Origin of the sequence: Dehalogenimonas alkenigignens, assembly GCF_001466665.1 — a bacterium.
GTDB lineage: Bacteria > Chloroflexota > Dehalococcoidia > Dehalococcoidales > Dehalococcoidaceae > Dehalogenimonas > Dehalogenimonas alkenigignens.
On sequence record NZ_KQ758903.1, the window covers coordinates 183,624 to 201,421 of the forward strand.

General features: G+C 53.7%; 16 protein-coding genes. 4 read left to right on the forward strand and 12 right to left on the reverse strand.

Annotated features, from left to right (window positions below; translation table 11 throughout):
• Positions 1-4: 4 nt before the first annotated feature.
• The 11 genes from DEALK_RS00995 to DEALK_RS01045 form a co-directional block, all read right to left on the reverse strand.
• Complete coding sequence (locus tag DEALK_RS00995; RefSeq protein ID WP_058437874.1) at positions 5-1,366, reverse strand: 4Fe-4S binding protein; 1,362 nt, start codon at positions 1,364-1,366, stop codon at positions 5-7.
• Complete coding sequence (locus tag DEALK_RS01000) at positions 1,363-1,974, reverse strand: hypothetical protein (protein WP_058437876.1); 612 nt, start codon at positions 1,972-1,974, stop codon at positions 1,363-1,365. The genes DEALK_RS00995 and DEALK_RS01000 overlap by 4 nt, the downstream gene beginning before the upstream one ends.
• Before the next feature lie 486 nt (positions 1,975-2,460).
• Positions 2,461-2,688, reverse strand: coding sequence for an SHOCT domain-containing protein (locus tag DEALK_RS01005; protein ID WP_058437878.1), 228 nt, complete (start codon positions 2,686-2,688; stop codon positions 2,461-2,463).
• A gap of 25 nt (positions 2,689-2,713) precedes the next feature.
• Positions 2,714-3,562, reverse strand: coding sequence for a prolipoprotein diacylglyceryl transferase (gene lgt, locus DEALK_RS01010; protein WP_058437879.1), 849 nt, complete (start codon positions 3,560-3,562; stop codon positions 2,714-2,716).
• A gap of 14 nt (positions 3,563-3,576) precedes the next feature.
• A complete protein-coding gene (locus DEALK_RS01015) occupies positions 3,577-3,798 on the reverse strand; it encodes a sulfurtransferase TusA family protein (protein WP_058437881.1) in 222 nt (73 codons plus the stop codon).
• On the reverse strand, positions 3,788-4,798 hold the full coding sequence (locus DEALK_RS01020) for a PLP-dependent cysteine synthase family protein (protein WP_058437883.1): 1,011 nt from the start codon (positions 4,796-4,798) through the stop codon (positions 3,788-3,790). The genes DEALK_RS01015 and DEALK_RS01020 overlap by 11 nt, the downstream gene beginning before the upstream one ends.
• A gap of 26 nt (positions 4,799-4,824) precedes the next feature.
• Positions 4,825-6,246, reverse strand: a complete 1,422-nt coding sequence (locus DEALK_RS01025) for an aryl-sulfate sulfotransferase (protein ID WP_058437884.1) — start codon at positions 6,244-6,246, stop codon at positions 4,825-4,827.
• A 54-nt stretch (positions 6,247-6,300) separates the two neighbouring features.
• Positions 6,301-7,056 carry an ABC transporter ATP-binding protein gene (locus DEALK_RS01030; protein ID WP_058437886.1) on the reverse strand — a complete coding sequence of 252 codons (756 nt, stop codon included), beginning with the start codon at positions 7,054-7,056 and terminating at the stop codon, positions 6,301-6,303.
• A 24-nt stretch (positions 7,057-7,080) separates the two neighbouring features.
• The gene (locus DEALK_RS01035; RefSeq protein WP_058437887.1) at positions 7,081-7,926 is read right to left on the reverse strand and encodes an ABC transporter permease; all 846 of its coding nucleotides are present in this window, start codon (positions 7,924-7,926) and stop codon (positions 7,081-7,083) included.
• A 10-nt stretch (positions 7,927-7,936) separates the two neighbouring features.
• A complete protein-coding gene (locus tag DEALK_RS01040; RefSeq protein ID WP_058437889.1) occupies positions 7,937-8,953 on the reverse strand; it encodes an ABC transporter substrate-binding protein in 1,017 nt (338 codons plus the stop codon).
• A 349-nt stretch (positions 8,954-9,302) separates the two neighbouring features.
• Positions 9,303-10,898 carry a 4Fe-4S binding protein gene (locus DEALK_RS01045; RefSeq protein WP_058437891.1) on the reverse strand — a complete coding sequence of 532 codons (1,596 nt, stop codon included), beginning with the start codon at positions 10,896-10,898 and terminating at the stop codon, positions 9,303-9,305.
• Positions 10,899-11,084: 186 nt separating this feature from the next.
• Between DEALK_RS01045 and DEALK_RS01050 the strand changes: the two genes are divergently transcribed.
• The 4 genes from DEALK_RS01050 to DEALK_RS01065 are packed head-to-tail and all read left to right on the forward strand — an operon-like array spanning position 11,085 to position 14,391.
• Positions 11,085-11,393, forward strand: a complete 309-nt coding sequence (locus tag DEALK_RS01050) for a metal-sensitive transcriptional regulator (RefSeq protein ID WP_058437893.1) — start codon at positions 11,085-11,087, stop codon at positions 11,391-11,393.
• 15 nt (positions 11,394-11,408) lie between these two features.
• Positions 11,409-11,624 carry a heavy-metal-associated domain-containing protein gene (locus tag DEALK_RS01055; RefSeq protein ID WP_058437895.1) on the forward strand — a complete coding sequence of 72 codons (216 nt, stop codon included), beginning with the start codon at positions 11,409-11,411 and terminating at the stop codon, positions 11,622-11,624.
• A gap of 41 nt (positions 11,625-11,665) precedes the next feature.
• Complete coding sequence (locus DEALK_RS01060) at positions 11,666-14,203, forward strand: heavy metal translocating P-type ATPase (protein WP_065128779.1); 2,538 nt, start codon at positions 11,666-11,668, stop codon at positions 14,201-14,203.
• On the forward strand, positions 14,200-14,391 hold the full coding sequence (locus tag DEALK_RS01065) for a hypothetical protein (RefSeq protein ID WP_058437899.1): 192 nt from the start codon (positions 14,200-14,202) through the stop codon (positions 14,389-14,391). The genes DEALK_RS01060 and DEALK_RS01065 overlap by 4 nt, the downstream gene beginning before the upstream one ends.
• Positions 14,392-14,515: 124 nt before the next feature.
• On the opposite strand, the gene DEALK_RS01070 is transcribed toward DEALK_RS01065, so the two are convergent.
• Complete coding sequence (locus DEALK_RS01070) at positions 14,516-17,797, reverse strand: type ISP restriction/modification enzyme (protein ID WP_058437907.1); 3,282 nt, start codon at positions 17,795-17,797, stop codon at positions 14,516-14,518.
• Position 17,798 lies beyond the last annotated feature (1 nt).

Here is a 17,798-nt window from a genome sequence, read left to right on the forward strand (position 1 = left end):
CGGCTTACATCCGATGGGTCATCGGCATGCTGGCCAGGAATAGATTGACGATACCAAGGGAAAGGATGAGCGCGCCGAAAGGCAGCACCGTTGCCAGAACCTTGTCCGGGAAATTACTCTTGGCAATGCGGTACGTGGTATACAGCGAACCGGCGATACCCAGAATGATAACGAAGTATTGAAGCACCTGGATGATCGAACCATTGAACAACCCAGGGGCGACGGAGGCGGTTGCGCCGACAAAGGTCGCGCCAATGGCGACGATGGAGCCGCCTTCTCCCAGGAGATGAAACAGATTGTGAGAGATATGGCCGGCAAGCGACAGAGCAATCACGGCATAACCGAACCGCGCGAAGTTTTTGGTTACCGTTTCACCATTGATCTTCTTGGCTGCCAGGCTGGCTAGCCAGAGCAACAGAATCGGGGCTCCAATTGCTGCGGTAAAAGCTGCGGTGAAGAGAATCGTATTATTGTCTGTACCGAGCACACCCTCAAGCCCAGACAAGATCGATTGCCAGATCTCGAGCATGGCCGCGTTCTGGACGAACAGGATGCCCATGATGACCACGGCCAGGAGAGCTGCGGCGAATCGTGGCTTTTTGATCGACCATAACTCCTTTGTTGGCGGGCGAACGGTCAGGGTGAGGGAGTTATTGGGGCAGGACTTGACGCAGTAACCGCACAGGTTGCATTGGCCTGAGGTATCCATCGTCCGGGGGAATTCAAACATCGGACAACCGGGTGCCTTGTCGTTGCCCTTGTAGCAGGCTGTGACTTTACATTTGGCGCATTTTTCCGGGGTGCCTCGCAGCGCCAGCATGCCGGTCTGTGAGTAGTTGCTGGACATGCCACCCAGGAAGCACAGGTGGCGGCACCAAGCGCGCCGTTCAAAGAAGACGCCGCTTATGACCACGCCGGTCAAAATTAGGAGCAGGAGCACCCCGGACGCCCAGGGGGACTTGATAACGCCAAAGACGTTATCGGCCCAGGTGATGGCGATGAAGGCCGCCATGATGATCCAGACTCCGTATTTTTTTAAGAAGTTAGGTACCGGGCGATTGTGCCCGACATATTTCTGAACCAAGTCATTGATGGTGCCGAAGGGACAGATGGCGCACCAAAATCGCCCGAAGAGCAGGAAAACGAGCGGGATGAGCGGCCACCAAAGTATCCAGGTCAGCGCCGAACCGAAGTTGGAGTGGGACATCGTGGGCCCGAGGAGGAGGAGATACATGATGAGGAAGAAGACCAGGGCGGTAGGCCACTGGATAATACCCGGGTACCATTTGCTCTTCATCAGCCCGCCGATGAAGCGGTTGTCCAGCAGGTTTCGCTCGACTGCCGAGGGTGTATTGTTCTGCTTCATCGTACTGCTCCCGGCCGTTTGTTATTGAGGGATCTACCACCCTTTGACTTGGTAAATGCCCCTCCCATAATGATGGCGGCGTTGATTCCCAGGAAAGCCCCTAAAATACCTGTTTTCGAGCCGTCCTTGGCAATATCCGCCGGAAACTCGACGGACTTTTCAGTGCCCTGAATTTCGAAAACAACGGTTACCATCCAATGGCCAGCTTCGACCAGTTCGATTTCGCCCTCGTAGGCTCCGTCGAGTGGTCCCTCTGCAAGTTCTGCGGTTGCGCTGCGGACCACAACATCTTGAACCACCTGGGTGCCGCCGCCACCCCCATGAGCGCTGTGACCTCCGCCGGTAGTCATCGTTTTCTGCTCGTGTAGTTCGGCGGTGACTGTTACCGAGGCACTGCCTACTCCTCGATCTTGGGTATCGGCGATGTGGACAATTATTTCGTTGTGGCCAATCACGGTTTGGCCTGCGGCAAAGGCGAGGCTGACATGGTAACCATCAACATCTTCTTCCAGACCTTCACCGCTGGCGGTTAAGGCGGTGGGTGCGACCAGCGTCAGCATGAACGCCATAACGAGGATGCCGATGACCTTCGGAATTGACTTCCCCATTTATTCCTCCCGGTGTTACTTGTTAATCAATTTTTTGTACTAAAAAAGGCTCCGGGGAGGAGGGAAGGGGAGGCGGAGCCTAATATTCAAGGGATGATGATTCTTTTTCTACGGTTGCGTCACCTTGTAATAGTTGACTTATTATATCTTATTAGTCGTTATTTTACCTAGAAAACCCGATTTCGTCAACCTTCACCAGCGCTGAGTTTCAGTCGGCTAGAAGGTAGTCAGATCATGGTCAGCGGCTTTTATCTTATGGAGAGGTAGTTGAGAACCGATTGGAAATCTGTCTAATCAGAGCCCTTGAAACATCCCTTCTCGGTGTCAAGTTAAAATAGGCAAACTCCTTGGCAAACCCGATTACGTCCAGGGAACACACGAGAGGGGTTTCACAGTATCTCCGAACCGCTAGTTGAGTCGCGCAACTATCGGGGACCCTGGCTTCCCCACCAAGGAGCTTGCCTGCGGATATTGTCGGCTGATTAGTTAGACCAGATTTTTCCTCAATTCTTCGAATTCTTCCTTAGAGATTTCGCCTTTGGCATAGCGTTCACGAACAATTTCCAATGGCGTGCGTTGCTCACCGACAAATGAATTACACTTAGTTGCTCGGGTGATTAACCAAACAACGAGAGCAGCGATTCCGACCCAAAAAACCACCATGAATGACATCATGAGCCACATGCCTATTCCTAAGTTGTCGCCGTACCACATAAAGCCACCTCCAACCATATTCCCGTTACCTAACCAATTTAGTCTCTGATGCCAGTCGATCAAGGCTGTCGTTTTGATCACCGGGTGTGGTTCCGCCTTGTCTAATATGCCTTAAAACAATAGCCAAAACAGCGGCGAAGGCGATCATGCCTAAAGCAATAAGTTGAGCCTGCTGCAAGCCGAGGAAAACCTCATTCTCTACCCGGATGAAGGTCAACAGGAATCGCCCAGCAGCATAGATGACCACAAAGGCCAGGAACAAGCTTCCGTCGCGGAGCGGACGGTGACGCAGCCACAAAATCAAGGCAAGACCGAGTCCGTTCCACAACATTTCATAAACCGCATAAGGATGAACGGGCTGGCCGAAAAGTTCAGGCCTAATCATTGCCCCGGGGTTGGTATATATGAAGGCCCATGGCAGATTTGTGATACTACCAACGGTGTCGCCGTTAACGACACAGGCTAGTCTCCCGATGATAAGCCCGACGATGACACCGGGCACCATTACATCAAGGAGTTTCAATAATGGGAGACGTTGCCACCTGGCGAATACCACAACAGCGATACCACCTCCCAACAGACCACCCCATATTGCCAGCCCACCTTGAGAAATGTGCCAAATCATTTCTGGCTGGGTGGCGTAAAAACTCCAGTTATCGACAACGTGGAATAACCGGGCTCCCAGCATTCCAGCAAGTAGAACGACCATTAGTAATGTGCTTATGTCCACATTAAATGAACGCCGTTTGGCTTCAAAGTGAGTGATGAAACCGGCCGCGATTACGGCCAGCGCGACAAATATGCCGTACCAACGCAGATCTAAACCGCCTATACTTAAGGCAATCGGGTTTATATTAATGATAATTCCGTTCATCGATTTTCTCCTTACTACCTGACGACCGTTAGCACAAAACGGGTCTCGGATTCTTTCTCAAATTCCGGTTTGATGCCACGTACCTTCAGTTCCTGAGCCACGCTTTTTAGTGACTCCCCGTCGCCCAGGATGATCCTAGCGCCATCCCCGGGACTTAAGCCATTCAGCACCTGAGCCGCCTTTATTCGAGACAGCGGACAAACATAATCCACGAGGTTATACTCTTTAGTTTCCACGTTCGGAGGCCTCCTTATTCAGATAATCACGATAGAAACTTCCATATTTAAAGGCATCGTCCGGGGAAATAACGACAGCGATACCAATACCTGTAGTAGCGTACCGCAGGGCTACAGCCAGGATCGCGCCAGTGGTTGGACCGACGAGTATCCCTTCCTTTCTGGCCAGAGCGATAGCCGTGTCGTAGGCTTCAGCGTCGGTGACTTCCTCTTGGGCATCTATAACGCTTTGGTCGAGGATTTTCGGCACCAGTTCGGATGGCAAGCCGGAGATGCGCTTGAGCCCTGGCAGCTTGTGGTCGGTCGACGCCGGTTCGACGCCGACGATCTTCACCCCGGGGTTTTGTTCTTTGAGGTATTTCCCCACGCCAGAAATCGTGCCGCAGGTGCCGAAACCGGCGAAGAAATGGGTCAATTCTCCTCCGGTCTGCCGCCAAATTTCCGGGCCGGTGTTGCGGTAGTGAGCCCGGACGTTGAGTTCGTTCTCGTACTGGTTGGGACTGATGTATCCGTCCCTGGTGGCGGGGCTGCGAAGTATCGCATCCACTAGCCCCCGGGCGCCCTCGGAGGGAAAGCGAGGACAGAGGGCGTCGTCGGTCTCCCAGAGTTTAACTCCAAGGAGCCGCAGCATAATCTTCTTGTCCTCCGGAATGCCGGATGGCACAGCGATTTCGATTGGCACTCCCAGGGTGTTGGCAATGGCTGCCAGCGCCAGTCCGGTGTTGCCGGACGACGGCTCGATGATGGTTTTTCCATCCGCGTCCAGGCCGCGCAGCATCTCGAGGGCAACGCGGTCCTTGACTGAGCCGAACGGGTTGAATCGTTCCAGTTTAAGATAAAGCTGGAAGTTTGGGTTGGGGTTTATATGGTTAAGCCTGACCAGCGGCGTCGGATTATCCTCGTTTGCGATGAGGTCGACGATGTTGGGATACACCCGCAAGCGGTGGTTGGGCTGCCCCTTTTCAAAGCCATTTGTTTTGGTCTGGATGTGAGTGTTCATCTTTATCCTCGGTAATCGGTAGCAGATTAATCTTCACCCGCCGGTAAAACGCAGAATTGACCGTCGGATGTCCCTTTGATCTTTCCAGGAGCTTCGCGCGATTCATGGGTCGTTGTGGTTGAAGCTGTCAACTTGAAATCGACGACATTCAGCCGGTTGATCGGCGTCTCTGCTGGTTTTCCCGCCTGTGGTACCCATTCGTATGGAAGGCGGTAAGCGCGGTAAACCAGGTTGGAAAGTTCCCCGAAATGAGGGTTAACGTATTCCCAAACGATTTCATGCTTGTTGGTGACCTCGAATATCCGGCCCTCGACTCCCTCGGTGATCAGAGTGTTACCGTTCGGCAGACGCTGGGCAGCACTAACGATGCTGGAGTAAAACTTGCTACCGTAGATCGGGGTTCTGAATCCAGCTTCTTTGGCCGTATATTGCCAGACGATTTCCAATGTTACTGGATCGAACTCCAACACTCTAGAAAAATCCCTGATGGCGTTGTTGACACCGCTCCGAGAACCCGGGGTCGGAGCGCCGTAGCCCGCCCAGCCTCCGTTATCGAAAACCAGAATGTTGCCCTCGCCGGGCAATCCGCGGGGGATCATGTGAGCAAGGTGCGGCCCGATGATTTGACCTATTTTCCGATGAGTTTTGGTATTGTAGTCGGGTCCCGTCTTCCAGGCGATATTCCCTGTCTTCTTATCGATGATAGCCAGGATGTTCGACTGGCGGCTGCTCCAGATCAGATTTTCCGGATTGAAACGCTCGTCTCCGGCATCATACCAACGATTGGGACCGAGCTTTGAGGTAGAGTTCAGGTGCATCCAATCGCCGAAGCCTTCTCCGATGTTGAGCATGTTGGTATGCTTGGCCAATGCCCGCTTGGCGCTCTTGCTAAAACCCAGTTCATCGAAATGGTCGCTGCACTGCCATTCCCAGACTTTCTCACCTTTCCAGTTCACTTCGATAATCACGTCATCTAACAACTGTTTGCTGGAAATGGACGGATTGTTGACGTTCCGGTGGCAGAGAATAATGGTAGTGCCGCCGTCCACTTTTGGCTCCATGCCCGGCACGTAATAGCCAACCGGATTACCTTCGCGCTGGTAGTCGTGGTGTTGCCGAGCCATCCATCGCGGCTCCTCGCCGGGATCAACGATATGCTCGTGCCGATCGAACTTCCAAACAACGTTGCCTTCCCAGTCCACTTGCACCAGATCAAGTTGATCTTGGAAACCGTATTTCTTGTTGCGTACGCCGGTGCTACCTAAGAGAAAACCACCGGGTAGGACTTTATTCGGAAAGCCGCCGAAGCCATTCCAAGTCTTGACTTCGCCGCCATTCATGCAGATAAGGCGGGCATTGCCGTCCATGGTGCTTAGAATGGTAAAACCATTCCAGGCTTTCTCTGGTGCATATATCGTTGTTCCTGTGGGATATATCGTCACTGACATTTGCTTACCGCCTCTCAATCCTAATTTCGATTTCTCATAAGAAGCAACCCGAGATCAGATCCCGGCACCCTCTAATATGTCTTCAGCCACAATGCCCAAACCTTTGAGGATGCGTGTCTTGAGTGCAAACAAGTTCGTATCAGTCCGGTCACGCGGGTACCCCGCCTTGACCTCGACGACATCGACTATACTGGCTGGGCGACAGGACAGCACGATAATTTTTTGGCTGGTCAGCAGCGCCTCATCGATATCATGGGTAACCATGAGCGTTGTTCGCGGTCGCGCCATGTAGATACGGATCAGCGCATCCTGAAGTTTCATTCGTGTAAGGGCGTCAACAGCGCTAAATGGTTCGTCTAAAAGAAGAACATCGGGTTCTAACGCTAGTGCTCTCGCCAACGACACCCGCTGCGCCATACCGCCGGACAATACCTTAGGATAGGCGTTAGCGAAATCTGCTAGTCCCACCATTCCTAGCAACTCAGCGGCACGGCCGGCGCCATCCGGACAATGTCCTTCGAGCACTAATTCAATGTTTTCTCTTACCGTCAGCCACGGCAGTAGCCGCGGTTCTTGGAAGGCGATGGCGCACGGTACAGCGCAATCGTTATTTTTGCTTTCGAGATGAATGCGACCTTCATCGGGTTGATCCAGACCGAGTATCAGCCGGAGCAGCGTGGACTTGCCACAGGCTGTCGGTCCCACTAGGGAAACAAAACTGCCGGAGGGTACGGTCACGTTGAAGTCATCCAGTACCAGTCCCGCACCCGTGAAACTCTTGGAGATATGTTCGAAGTTTATGTTACTCATTTGGTCCTCGTTTTTGACCCCCGGTTAAACCCCAGCAAATGTTGTCCGCCAGCCAGTAACTCTCTTCTCGAGGAGTTTAATAAGTCCGTCAGTAGTTTTTCCCGCCGCAGCCAAAACGAGCATCAGGGCGATAGTCTGGTCCGGTCGTCCAAGACTCCGACCGTCGTTAAGGAGTACGCCCAACCCCGAACTGCCGATGAGGATTTCGCTGAATACCGCGGCGATCCAGGCGATTGCCGCTGCCAGGCGAAGACCGACGAATACTTGCGGCAATGCCGATGGAATGATGAGGCGTCGAATAATTAATGAACGTCTCAGTCTATAAGCGTTAGCCAGTTCGATTAGCTTCTGGTCCGTTCCGCGGACACCAGCGTAGGTATTGACGTAGGTGATGAAAAAGATGGCGATGGAGATCAGGGCGATTTTAGGACCATCGTCTATGCCCAGGGTGAGAATGAGGAATGGAATCCAAGCCACGGCTGGGACGGCCCGAAGGCCTTGGATTGTCGGATCCAGCACACGTTCTATCTGCCTGACATAGCCGGTGATGCCCCCTAAGACCGCACCGGCAGAGAAACCTATGGCAGCTCCGGCAAGTATCCGGCGCAGGGTATCCCAGAAACCCTCTACCAATTCACCATTGATCAAGAGTTTCCACAACGTCTCCAGCACCGCCTGCGGCGTTGAAAAGAAGGCGACTTTCAGGTTCCCGGTGGCAGCGCCAAGCCACCATATGCCAAGCAGCAGGATAGGCAGCATCAAACCGACTGGAAACTTGAGCCGCCATCGCTTTCCCATCTGTTGGGGTTGGGATTCCCGGATAGATGTCGTGGCGGCGTAGTTAGAACCCAATATCTCTCGTGTGACCATGGGGTTCTCCTTAGGGCTTACGGTAAACCACGGACTGGTTTATCCAAGCGTCTACATTCACGGGAGCTCGGGTGATACCCAGGTCGCGCAGGAAAGATTCTCCCTCCTTAATCCGCAACACAACGTCGGCAGACAATGCCTGATCGAAATTAAAGGGGGTTGAATACAATGGCTCGAGAAACTGACGTGCGATCCCGCCATCATTGTTCACCAGCAAGTCGAAGGCGGCGCTGCGGTTGGCATTAGCCCAATCGACCGCCTGCTGGCGCACTTTATAGAAGCGAGGGAAGAAAGAGGGATGCGCGCTAATGAATGCATTCCTGGCGACGATTACGGTCGTTCCCCGCCCCACCGGCGTTTGTACCGTGGAATCGATCGAGCGGAAGCCATCATTTAACATTTTGACTCCCATCCAATTTCCATCTACAGCCGCATCTATCTGTCCGGCTTTAAGTGCTTGCTCAGAGTCCGGTATGGTCATATTGATAAATTGAATATCTGATTCCTTGAGACCTGCAGCTTTAAGCGCTTCAAGTAGATAAAAATAGGGCGCCGTTGCCTTAACAGTAGCAACCTTCTTTCCTTTGAGATCGGCCACTGTTTTGATATTGGATGAAGGTGACACAAGGAGCCACCATGACGTGCCATTTGGATTCCCCATGGAGACCAAGGACGTATCCAGGCCGGATGCCTTACCGATCAGAGCGCCGATATCGGCGATAACGGCCATATCCAGGGCACCCGCAGCTAGCGCTTCGTTAATAGCAGGAGCCGCTCCCAAGAACGGAATATATTCCACGCTGATACCATCTTGACGGAACTCTTGACCGAAAAACCCTTTTTCCAACGCCCAGAGGTCGGGGCCATCAGGCGCGAGGGTATCCTTGGCTCCGGTTGGGAAACCGATTTTAACCGTATAGTTCGAATCCTTGACTCCGGTGGTCGGAGTTACGGCTGCAGTGGAGCAAGCGACAGTCCCGACCAGCAGGGCCATCAGACCGAGTGAGATAATTAAGAACCGTTTCACAACATTACTCCTGTCAAAATTATGGAACGCGCTTAGGAAGATTGAATCTTTGGGGAGCGTTAAGCCTCCCTTGGCAAGGGAGGCTATCTACAGGTGCACTCGTCCAAGAGGCAAGCGAGGGCGATTCGGTCGGTGTGGGGAAACCGGGCAAACACTGATCTTTCCTTCATCGCCGATCTATTCTTCAAAGAAGTCATCAGCCATTGGATTCACTTGGAGGAATAAACATGACCGCTGGGTGCATTCGGAACACAGCCCTTCATCGCAGATAATGAAGTGGTCGATGCACAAGTGACTTTCATGGTTTTCAAGCTTTACGGCAGGCATAATCATCCTCCTATTCCAGTCCTCAGTTACCACGGTGTTCAATACCACTCGAGAAAGTAACGACATTCGGAAACAATGCATTTTTTAACGTATCGAAGCCCCACAGGTCGATGAGATCGGCGACATCGGTATCATGTTCTTTAAGCAGACGCATTAACCTCAAAGTGATTGCGATTGCTTCGTCTTCCGAAACGCAATCGGCAATAAGTTGCCCCAACCTGGTGTCTTTCCCACCACTACCACCGACCAAAACAGCGAAACCGCGCCGTGTTTCTCGGAGGGCGTCGAACGGGCAGACATTAAGGCATTGGCCGCAATGGCGGCACTGTTCTTTGTCTATATGGACAACACCGTTATCGACTGATATAGCTTTACGTTTGCATACTGGCTCACAAAGACCACAACCGGTGCAGCTTTCGGCATCCACTTCAAACTCAGCCACACCATAAAAGCCGATGTCGCTAAGGTGGGCAATGCCGCATGAGTTGGGGCAGCCTGAGGCTGATATAGTCATTTTCACGTCGGCTAAACCGGTCTCTTCGGTCATGATATCGATTTTCCTGAGTAACGATTGAGGGTCGGCTAAACTCTCTGTGCAGTAACCGCCAAAGCAACTCTGCAGGTTTTCCAAACCGCCGTCGGAAAATTCCATCCCAGAAACGGCGCTTTCCTGTCGTACGGTTTCGACGTCGGCTTCGCCGATACCGGGAATCTCCGGCCCGCCGCGGACGTGGAAGTGGACGAGCCCGGCACCATAGCGTAAAGCGATTCCAGCGATACTTTTAAGTTGCGCGGCCGTCACCTCTCCAGCAACAGCCCGTAACTTAACGGTCTGGCGACCGGTATTCGATCCCAATCGCGCAGCGGGGCAATCGACCGGCGCCACCCTGGCGCTTCGATCAAGGTCTCGCAACAGGTAGCGCTTGACCGCGTCCGCGCCCAAGCGCTCAATGAGATCGGCTGCTCTTTCGCCGGTACGGCCTTCGCGGTTCATCAATTCAAAGAAGTTTTGTACCAGCCGAAGGCATTCATTTTCGTCCAGGTTTTCCGCCATTTTGATGCCCAAAAATGGATTTAATCCCAGTCGCCCGCCAATGTAAGCGTCGTACGCTTCAAGGTCTCCGCCATCGGCTGGAACAAAGCCTATGTCGCTGAGGGCGCGGCTGATAATGCAGTCTCTTGCGCAGCCGGCGACCCCAAGTTTGACCTTATGGGCCATCGGAACTTGAAAGAAATTGTCCAATTTCTGGGCCAGGGTGATCGGGTCGGTTATGGCATTAAGGCATAGTTTCTTTCCCAGACAAACGTTGACGTTCCTGACGGTTGGTCCGCAGCGGTCGAGAGTCAGATAAACGCTGGCTAATTCCCGTTGAACATTATCGAGGTCTTTTCCTCTGACGAAAGGGATTATCGGGATCTGTCGGGAGGAAAATAATAAGAATCCTCGGGCATAAAGTTCGGTGATATCAGCTAATTTATGAATCTGGGCGGAATTCAAGTTTCCGCAGGCGGTTTTAACCCAAACGGCATACGTGTCTTCGTCTTTGAGTTTGACAATACCCCGTTTTCTAAGTTCGGTGATATCTGTTTGTAGTTTACTTGTTACGTTTTCGTTCATAGCAACTTGATCCCTGGACTCAACCCTAATGGTGTCTAATTGTTGACTAATATGGTCTTAATAGTCGTGATTATAATCGACATAGTTGGGACCTGTCAAGTAATGAGGGCGGAAGCATGAACGGTATTTGCTTGTAATGATACTCCATGGTAGTATAATGTATATTTCAAATGTAGGCGAATGATTATGAATAACGGCGAACACTTACACGCGCAATACCTCTACTCAGAGGATAAAGATGCCCTCCTGTCCAGGGTCAAGAAGATCGAGGGACAGGCAAGAGGTATCGAGAAAATGATAGACGAAGGTCGTTACTGCCTGGACGTTGTGCAGCAACTGACCGCCCTTTCGGCTGCAGTAGACGAAGTCTCTCTCAAGTTACTTGAAAGCCACATCGCGGGCTGCGTCGCCGGTGCCATCCGTGCCGACGCCGAAAGCGGCGAAGCGCATATAAAGGAACTGATGAAAGCGATTAGAAAAGCGCTAAAGCGCTGAAAAGGAGAAAAGACAATGGCAGCATTAAATCTCACGGTTAAAGGAATGAGTTGTGGAGGCTGTGTTAGGCACGTAGAGACTGCTCTTAAGAAAGTGGCCGGAGTCGGCACAGTGACGGTTGATCTGGCCAAGAGTAAGGCTTCGGTGGAATACGATCCAGCGAAGACGACCCCCGACGCGCTTAAAAAAGCGGTCGATGCCTCGGGTTATCCCACTTCTATCGGCGGTTAATCCAACGGGTCACTAACTTCAGAGGATCCACAATGGCAAGCATGAATAAAAAAACGTCTCTGACCCTGTTCATCGGAGGGATGACGTGCGCCGCCTGCGTCCGCCACGTGGAGGGGGCGCTCAAGAGCGTCCCAGGGGTGGGCGAGGTGACGGTCAACCTGGCGACGGGCAAGGCCGCCGTGGAGTACGACCCGTCGCAGGCGACCCCGGCCGATCTTAAGAAAGCTGTCGAGGACATGGGCTACTCCGCCGCCCTCGACGTGGTCGATGTGCAGATCTCCGGCATGTCCTGCGCCGCCTGCGTCAAGAACATCGAGCGAGTGGTCGGCGGCATGCCGGGGGTTAATTCCGTCATCATCAATTTGGCCGCCGGCGGCGCGAAGATCGAGTATGCCCCAGCCATCACTCCCCTGTCAGACATCATCGCCGCGATCAATGAACTGGGGTACGGCGCCACCGAAAAGGTTGAAGGCCAGGCCGCCCTCGACCGGGAGCAGGAAGCCCGCTCGAACGAGATCAAGCGCCAGAAGCGCAACCTCATCTTCGCGGGGACGCTCGGTTTGATCGTCATGGTGGGCACGCTGCAGCCGTACTGGATCTTCTCTAACTTTCTCCCCGATTGGCTGAACAATAAGGTGCTCCTGTTCTTCCTGACCACACCCATCGTCTTCGGGCCGGCGCGGCAATTCTTTGTGAACTCATGGAACGGGCTCAAGCGCGGCCTGACCGATATGAACCTGCTATACGCCACCGGCATCGGGGCGGCGTATCTGATTGCCGTCATAAATACATTCTTCCCGGATGCCGGTTTCGGCGGTAAGGAAGCCACTTTCTACGAAGCCGCGGCGTTACTGACGGCGTTTATCATCCTCGGGCGGTACCTGGAGGCGGTCACCCGCGGCCGGACGTCCGAGTCCATCCGCCGCCTGATGAAACTCCAGCCCCGGACTGCCAGAGTCATCCGCGACGGCATCGAGACAGAAGTCCCGGCTGAAGCGGTCACTATTGGGGACATCATCGCAGTAAGACCGGGCGAGGCCATCCCTGTCGACGGCATGGTCACCGATGGGTACTCGGCGGTGGACCAGGCGATGATCACCGGCGAGAGCATCCCAGTCGAGAAGAAGACCGGCGACGAGGTTCTGGGCGGCACGCTCAACAAGACCGGCGCCTTCCGGTTCAGAGCAACCAGAGTCGGCAAGGACACCGCCCTAGCCCAGATCATCAAGCTCGTCGAAGACGCCCAGACGACCAAGGCCCCGATCCAGAAGCTGGCTGACAGGGTGGCCGGGCAGTTCATCATGGGCGTCCATATCATCGCGCTGATTGTCTTTATATTCTGGTTTTTCATCGGCTTTGGGCTGTGGTTCTCACCCGACACCCGGCTTATCCTCACCCCATACCTGCTTTCAAATTTGGGGGTGTTCGGGTTTGCGCTGTTGACCTCGGTGACGGTGCTGGTCATCTCCTGCCCGTGCGCCCTGGGGCTGGCGACGCCTTCAGCGGTCATGGCCGGGAGCGGAAAGGGGGCGGAGTACGGCATCCTGTTCAAGGGAGCAGACGCCATGGAGGCGACAGCACGCCTCGACGCAATAATCTTCGACAAGACCGGCACGCTGACGCGCGGCCAGCCTTCGGTCACCGACGTCATAAGTGCCCGCGAAAACGATTCAAACGATTCCCTGAGGCTGGCAGCCATCGCCGAGAAGCACTCCGAACACCCGCTGGGCGAAGCCATCGTCAGGGCATACAGAGCCACGGGTAATGAACCCGAAGACGCCGAAGAGTTCGACTCGGTGCCGGGACACGGCATTTCGGCTCGGTTTGGCGATCGAAGCATCCTCCTGGGCAATCGCAAACTCATGATCGAAAACAACATCGCCGTCGAAAGCCTCGCCAAAGAGGCCGAAAGACTCGAAAACGAAGGCAAAACCGCGGTATTCGTCGCGGTCGATGGCAAACTGACCGGCATCATCGCCGTGGCCGATACGATGAAGGAGACATCGGCACAGGCCGTCGCAGAACTCAAGCGGATGGGACTCCAGGTGCTGATGATCACCGGCGATAACCGCCGCACCGCGGAAGCCATCGCCAGGCAGGCAGGCATCGACAGAGTCCTGGCCGAGGTGCTGCCGCAGGACAAGGCATTTGAAGTCAAGAAGCTGCAGTCGCAGGGCCTCAAGGTGGCCATGGTCGGCGACGGCATCAACGACGCACCCGCCCTGGCCCAGGCCGACGTCGGCATCGCCATAGGATCCGGTACCGATGTCGCCAAGGAGACGGGAAGCGTCATTTTGGTCAAGGATGACCCGCTCGACGTCGTCGCCGCGGTCCAGGTGGGGAGAGCGACGCTCGGGTTGATAAAGCAGAACCTGTTTTGGGCCTTCGGGTACAACACCCTTGCCATACCGCTGGGCATGGGCATCCTGTATCCTTTCACCCACCAGATGGTGTCGCCGGAACTGGCGGCGCTCCTAATGGCCACCAGCTCGCTGTCGGTGACGCTGAACACGCTGAGAATGCGGGGCTTTACGCCGGCGATACGACGAACCTCACCCTCGAATCGAGGTGCGGCATGAAGAACACCGCGACCGTCGCCGTGATCATCTACACCGGCCTGTCGCTGCTGGCAGTGGGAATGTTCCTCATCGCCACCATAAGCGGCGATTTCAGCGCCGTTGCCAGTATCGGCGGGGCGGTGTGGGTGTTCATCCTGGCGATGATCATCCTGATGCCGGCGGTCACCGGCGCGGTCAAGAAAAAATGAATTGTGTAGATTAAACTTGCCGAAGGCGGAATTATTGTGATGTCGATACTTGCAGTTCGCTTGAATTCACCCCGTGTCCTCTACTGCGATTGGCACAAAATGACGTTTTGTTGTTTGGTCAGGTCTAACCCTCAACAAGCGGCATTTGTGTGCTACGCACTTGGACTCTGGTGTTTGGTATTTCTGGTGCTTCACGTTGGGATGCATTTGGTTGCGGCAGATCCGCGGCCAAAAAGACGCCACCTTGAATCACAGCTTCTAAAAATTCAGCCAAGTCCGACGACATATTGACCGTATGCTCTAACACCCAGAGCAGTTCCAACAGTTCCTCAGTAAACTCTGCTGGCCATTCACAAGGACGTATCTTATCCAGTGGCGATGATGTTCTACCAGCAGGCTCGAACATACGATAACCAAGCCAAGACTTAACCGGACGCAAACCGGACACTTCAAATTCCCAGACCTTTTTTGAAACCGGTGTGAAGGAGCCTTCCCCAACATGGAGTGTTTCGCCGACTTCATCCCAATGGAAATCACGAGGATAACCTTCGGCGATCACAGGTACCGGGTGCACCGCACGTGCCCGTCCTGCTGGTATGGTGCTAGATCGCTGACCGGTAGGCACGAAACGCTCTCCGTACGTCTGTAGCCAAATTAACCGACCTCCGAGTTCTACACCCCGGCGGAATAGATTGGCGTCCGCAGTTATCGGTATCCTTGGTGATGAAGTTGCAAGTTCTTCAGCAAAGCTGCCCGTGTAACTCGGCCCTGCCAAAGTGGCATGACAATAAGCAAAGAGTTCTTCAGGGGATACAGGTGCTCCGTACACCTGCGCGAGATGCGCAAGTAGTCCGTTAGTTACGTTAGCCTCTGTGCCTGCTGAATCGCGCCAAAGAGGGATAACATCTTTGCCTCCAAATGACCCACGGAAATGGTGCAGGTCAGGTACTTGGGCGGCAACTACCGTTGCAGGCCCGGTACCCAGTACCCCAGTCAGTAAGCTGACTAGGTATATTTGCTTTTCAGAATGGGAAACCCAAAGGGGCTGGCTAGGCGTCCGAAACAATCTGCCATCGGCGAGGAGCCATTTCCTCTCGAAAGACCGATGGGCATAGCGCACGATTGGAGGCATTGGGCTGCGCGTTGTAACTTCCAAGATGGGCTGAGGAGAGGCTGGGGGAGGATACATACCTGATGACGGTCTGGTTGTAGTACCCCTTCCAAATCTTCTATCGGCAAATAATTCTCCACGGGCGGACGGGGGACTAGATGCTAAGCTATGCCACCGCTCTTCGGCTACATCGCGCGTAACTGCAATAGGCCATGTCCGCCCCACTTTGACGCCCGGTTGTTGCCATGGGAAAAGGTCGATCAGTAATGGCCAGGTAGAAAAGGGGCTTCGCCCTGTTGGAATAAGTGGAGCTGTCCATTCATTGGAACACTCCTGCCAGTTAAGGTCGTTGAAAGAAGATATTGAATCAAGTTCGGCAAGCTTCTCGTCCCGGCTGCCCGTGATTTTCGCATAGTGCACAGCCGCAGGTGTCTCAGGATTGGGGATGCCGTACCGCACACCTATGGCGATGGCTACCGGCGTTTGGATGGCAAAGACGTTTTCAGTTCTGCGCGCTCCCAGGCTTCCACCTTCAAGATCGATAATCCAGAGTTCATCGAAAACTCGGCGCATAACCTCTCTCATTCCTATGAATCCGGGACCGTTTAGATAACTAGATGCGGTGATATACGACACAATACCATTGCCGGGGCATTCTGGAGATTCAAAGACTTTCCAAAGTGCCCAACGCCAAAAATAAACGTAGGTATTGTATAGGCTCGCGATATGACTGAACCTCGTTCGACCCACAGCCAGATTAATGAAATCTCCCAATAAACGTTCTCGTCTTGCCAATGGGTCATCTGTACCTTCGCTGGCATCGAAAGCCTGGCGTTCATAGGGAGGATTGCCTATACAAACGAGCACGCGTGTCTCTTTTTTTACTTTCGCTGCTCGCCGGTGTTCGTCTACAAGAGGGCGCAGGGCCAGTGGCAAACGTCCCGGGGGAGCCACATCGGGCGATTCCAGGGTATCTGTAAGGTACACGTGGACTCCGTCTGCGGGAAGCGTGGCACCGGCTTCCTGCAGCTTCTGCGTCACACGGAGATGGGCGACGGCGTATGGTCCGACCAACAACTCAAAAGCATGTACGTTTTTCGCCAGCTTGGTGGCCCGTGGGGGTACTGCTCCGACACCATACCGGTTTAGCACTCGTTCTAACGCTTCGGTGATAGCCGCTAGAGGGTAAGTTCCTGTACCAGCAGCAGGGTCAAGCAAGACGACATCATCATCGGCATATGTCATTGGCTTGCCAAAACGTTGGATCAACAACTGCTCGACCAGCCGCACTTGGCAGTGTACGACTTGCACCGGGGTATAATAGACACCGCGCTCCTCTCGCATTTTGGGATCGTAGGCCGCTAGAAAGTCCTCATAAAAATACAGCCATGGGTCAGGGTCACGCGCTATTAGCCTAGTTGGATCCACGGCTTCAATGACTCTTACCAGAATATCGACACCCGTACCTATTTCAAGTCTTGTTTGTGGGTCTGCTAACAAGGTGAGAACATGTCCAAGCAGCTTGTGTTTATGACTCAAAGTCTCCGCTGCCCTTGCCGGCCGTAGGTCACTCGCACCGTCGAAACGCGCAAGAAGCAGCGCGTATGTCAGTGTTTGGGCGTAAGCATCGGCGAAGGCTTCATCTGTGGCATCTGGGAACAGAGTAGTACGCCATTCATAAGCGAGTTGGGCCAAGGCTGATTCAGTATTTGTAACCGCTTGAAGAACGTCATCACGCAAAAGACGACAAAGTGGTGCAAGTTGTTCGGCCAAGGCACACGGTGACGCTGGAGTAATTGGCTCCCAGCTTAAGAATTCTCGTATGACGGTAAAAAATGCTGGAGTTGTTTCAAGGCGTAAGCCACGAGATCCCCGTTGGTCAATATCACCGATATCAACCATTTCCCCAATTCGTTGTCCGTTCCGATAGAGCGCCCAGGCATTTCCATCAGTGTAGATAAGGTTAGGTAGTTCTTTGAACTTGCCCCATTGCTGCGCGTTATGACCGGTAAAACGCGTGGGGTCAACACCGGTTCCAGGCTTTTTAAGTTCGATATGACCAGTCAGGGCTCCACCCACGGCAACGGCCATATCCGGTCGCCCGATGTCTACAGCAGTTGCCTCAGTAACGACGTTCAGCTCATGACCCAAAACAAACGCGAGGGACCTGATTAGATTCTCGACGGGATTCTTGAGCTGATCTTCAGGCTGACCACCTAGCGGTGAAGCGAACTTCTCGCGAACACCTGCCGCGAAGGTGATTAAGTGGGAGTTAACCATCTCAGACGCTGGCATG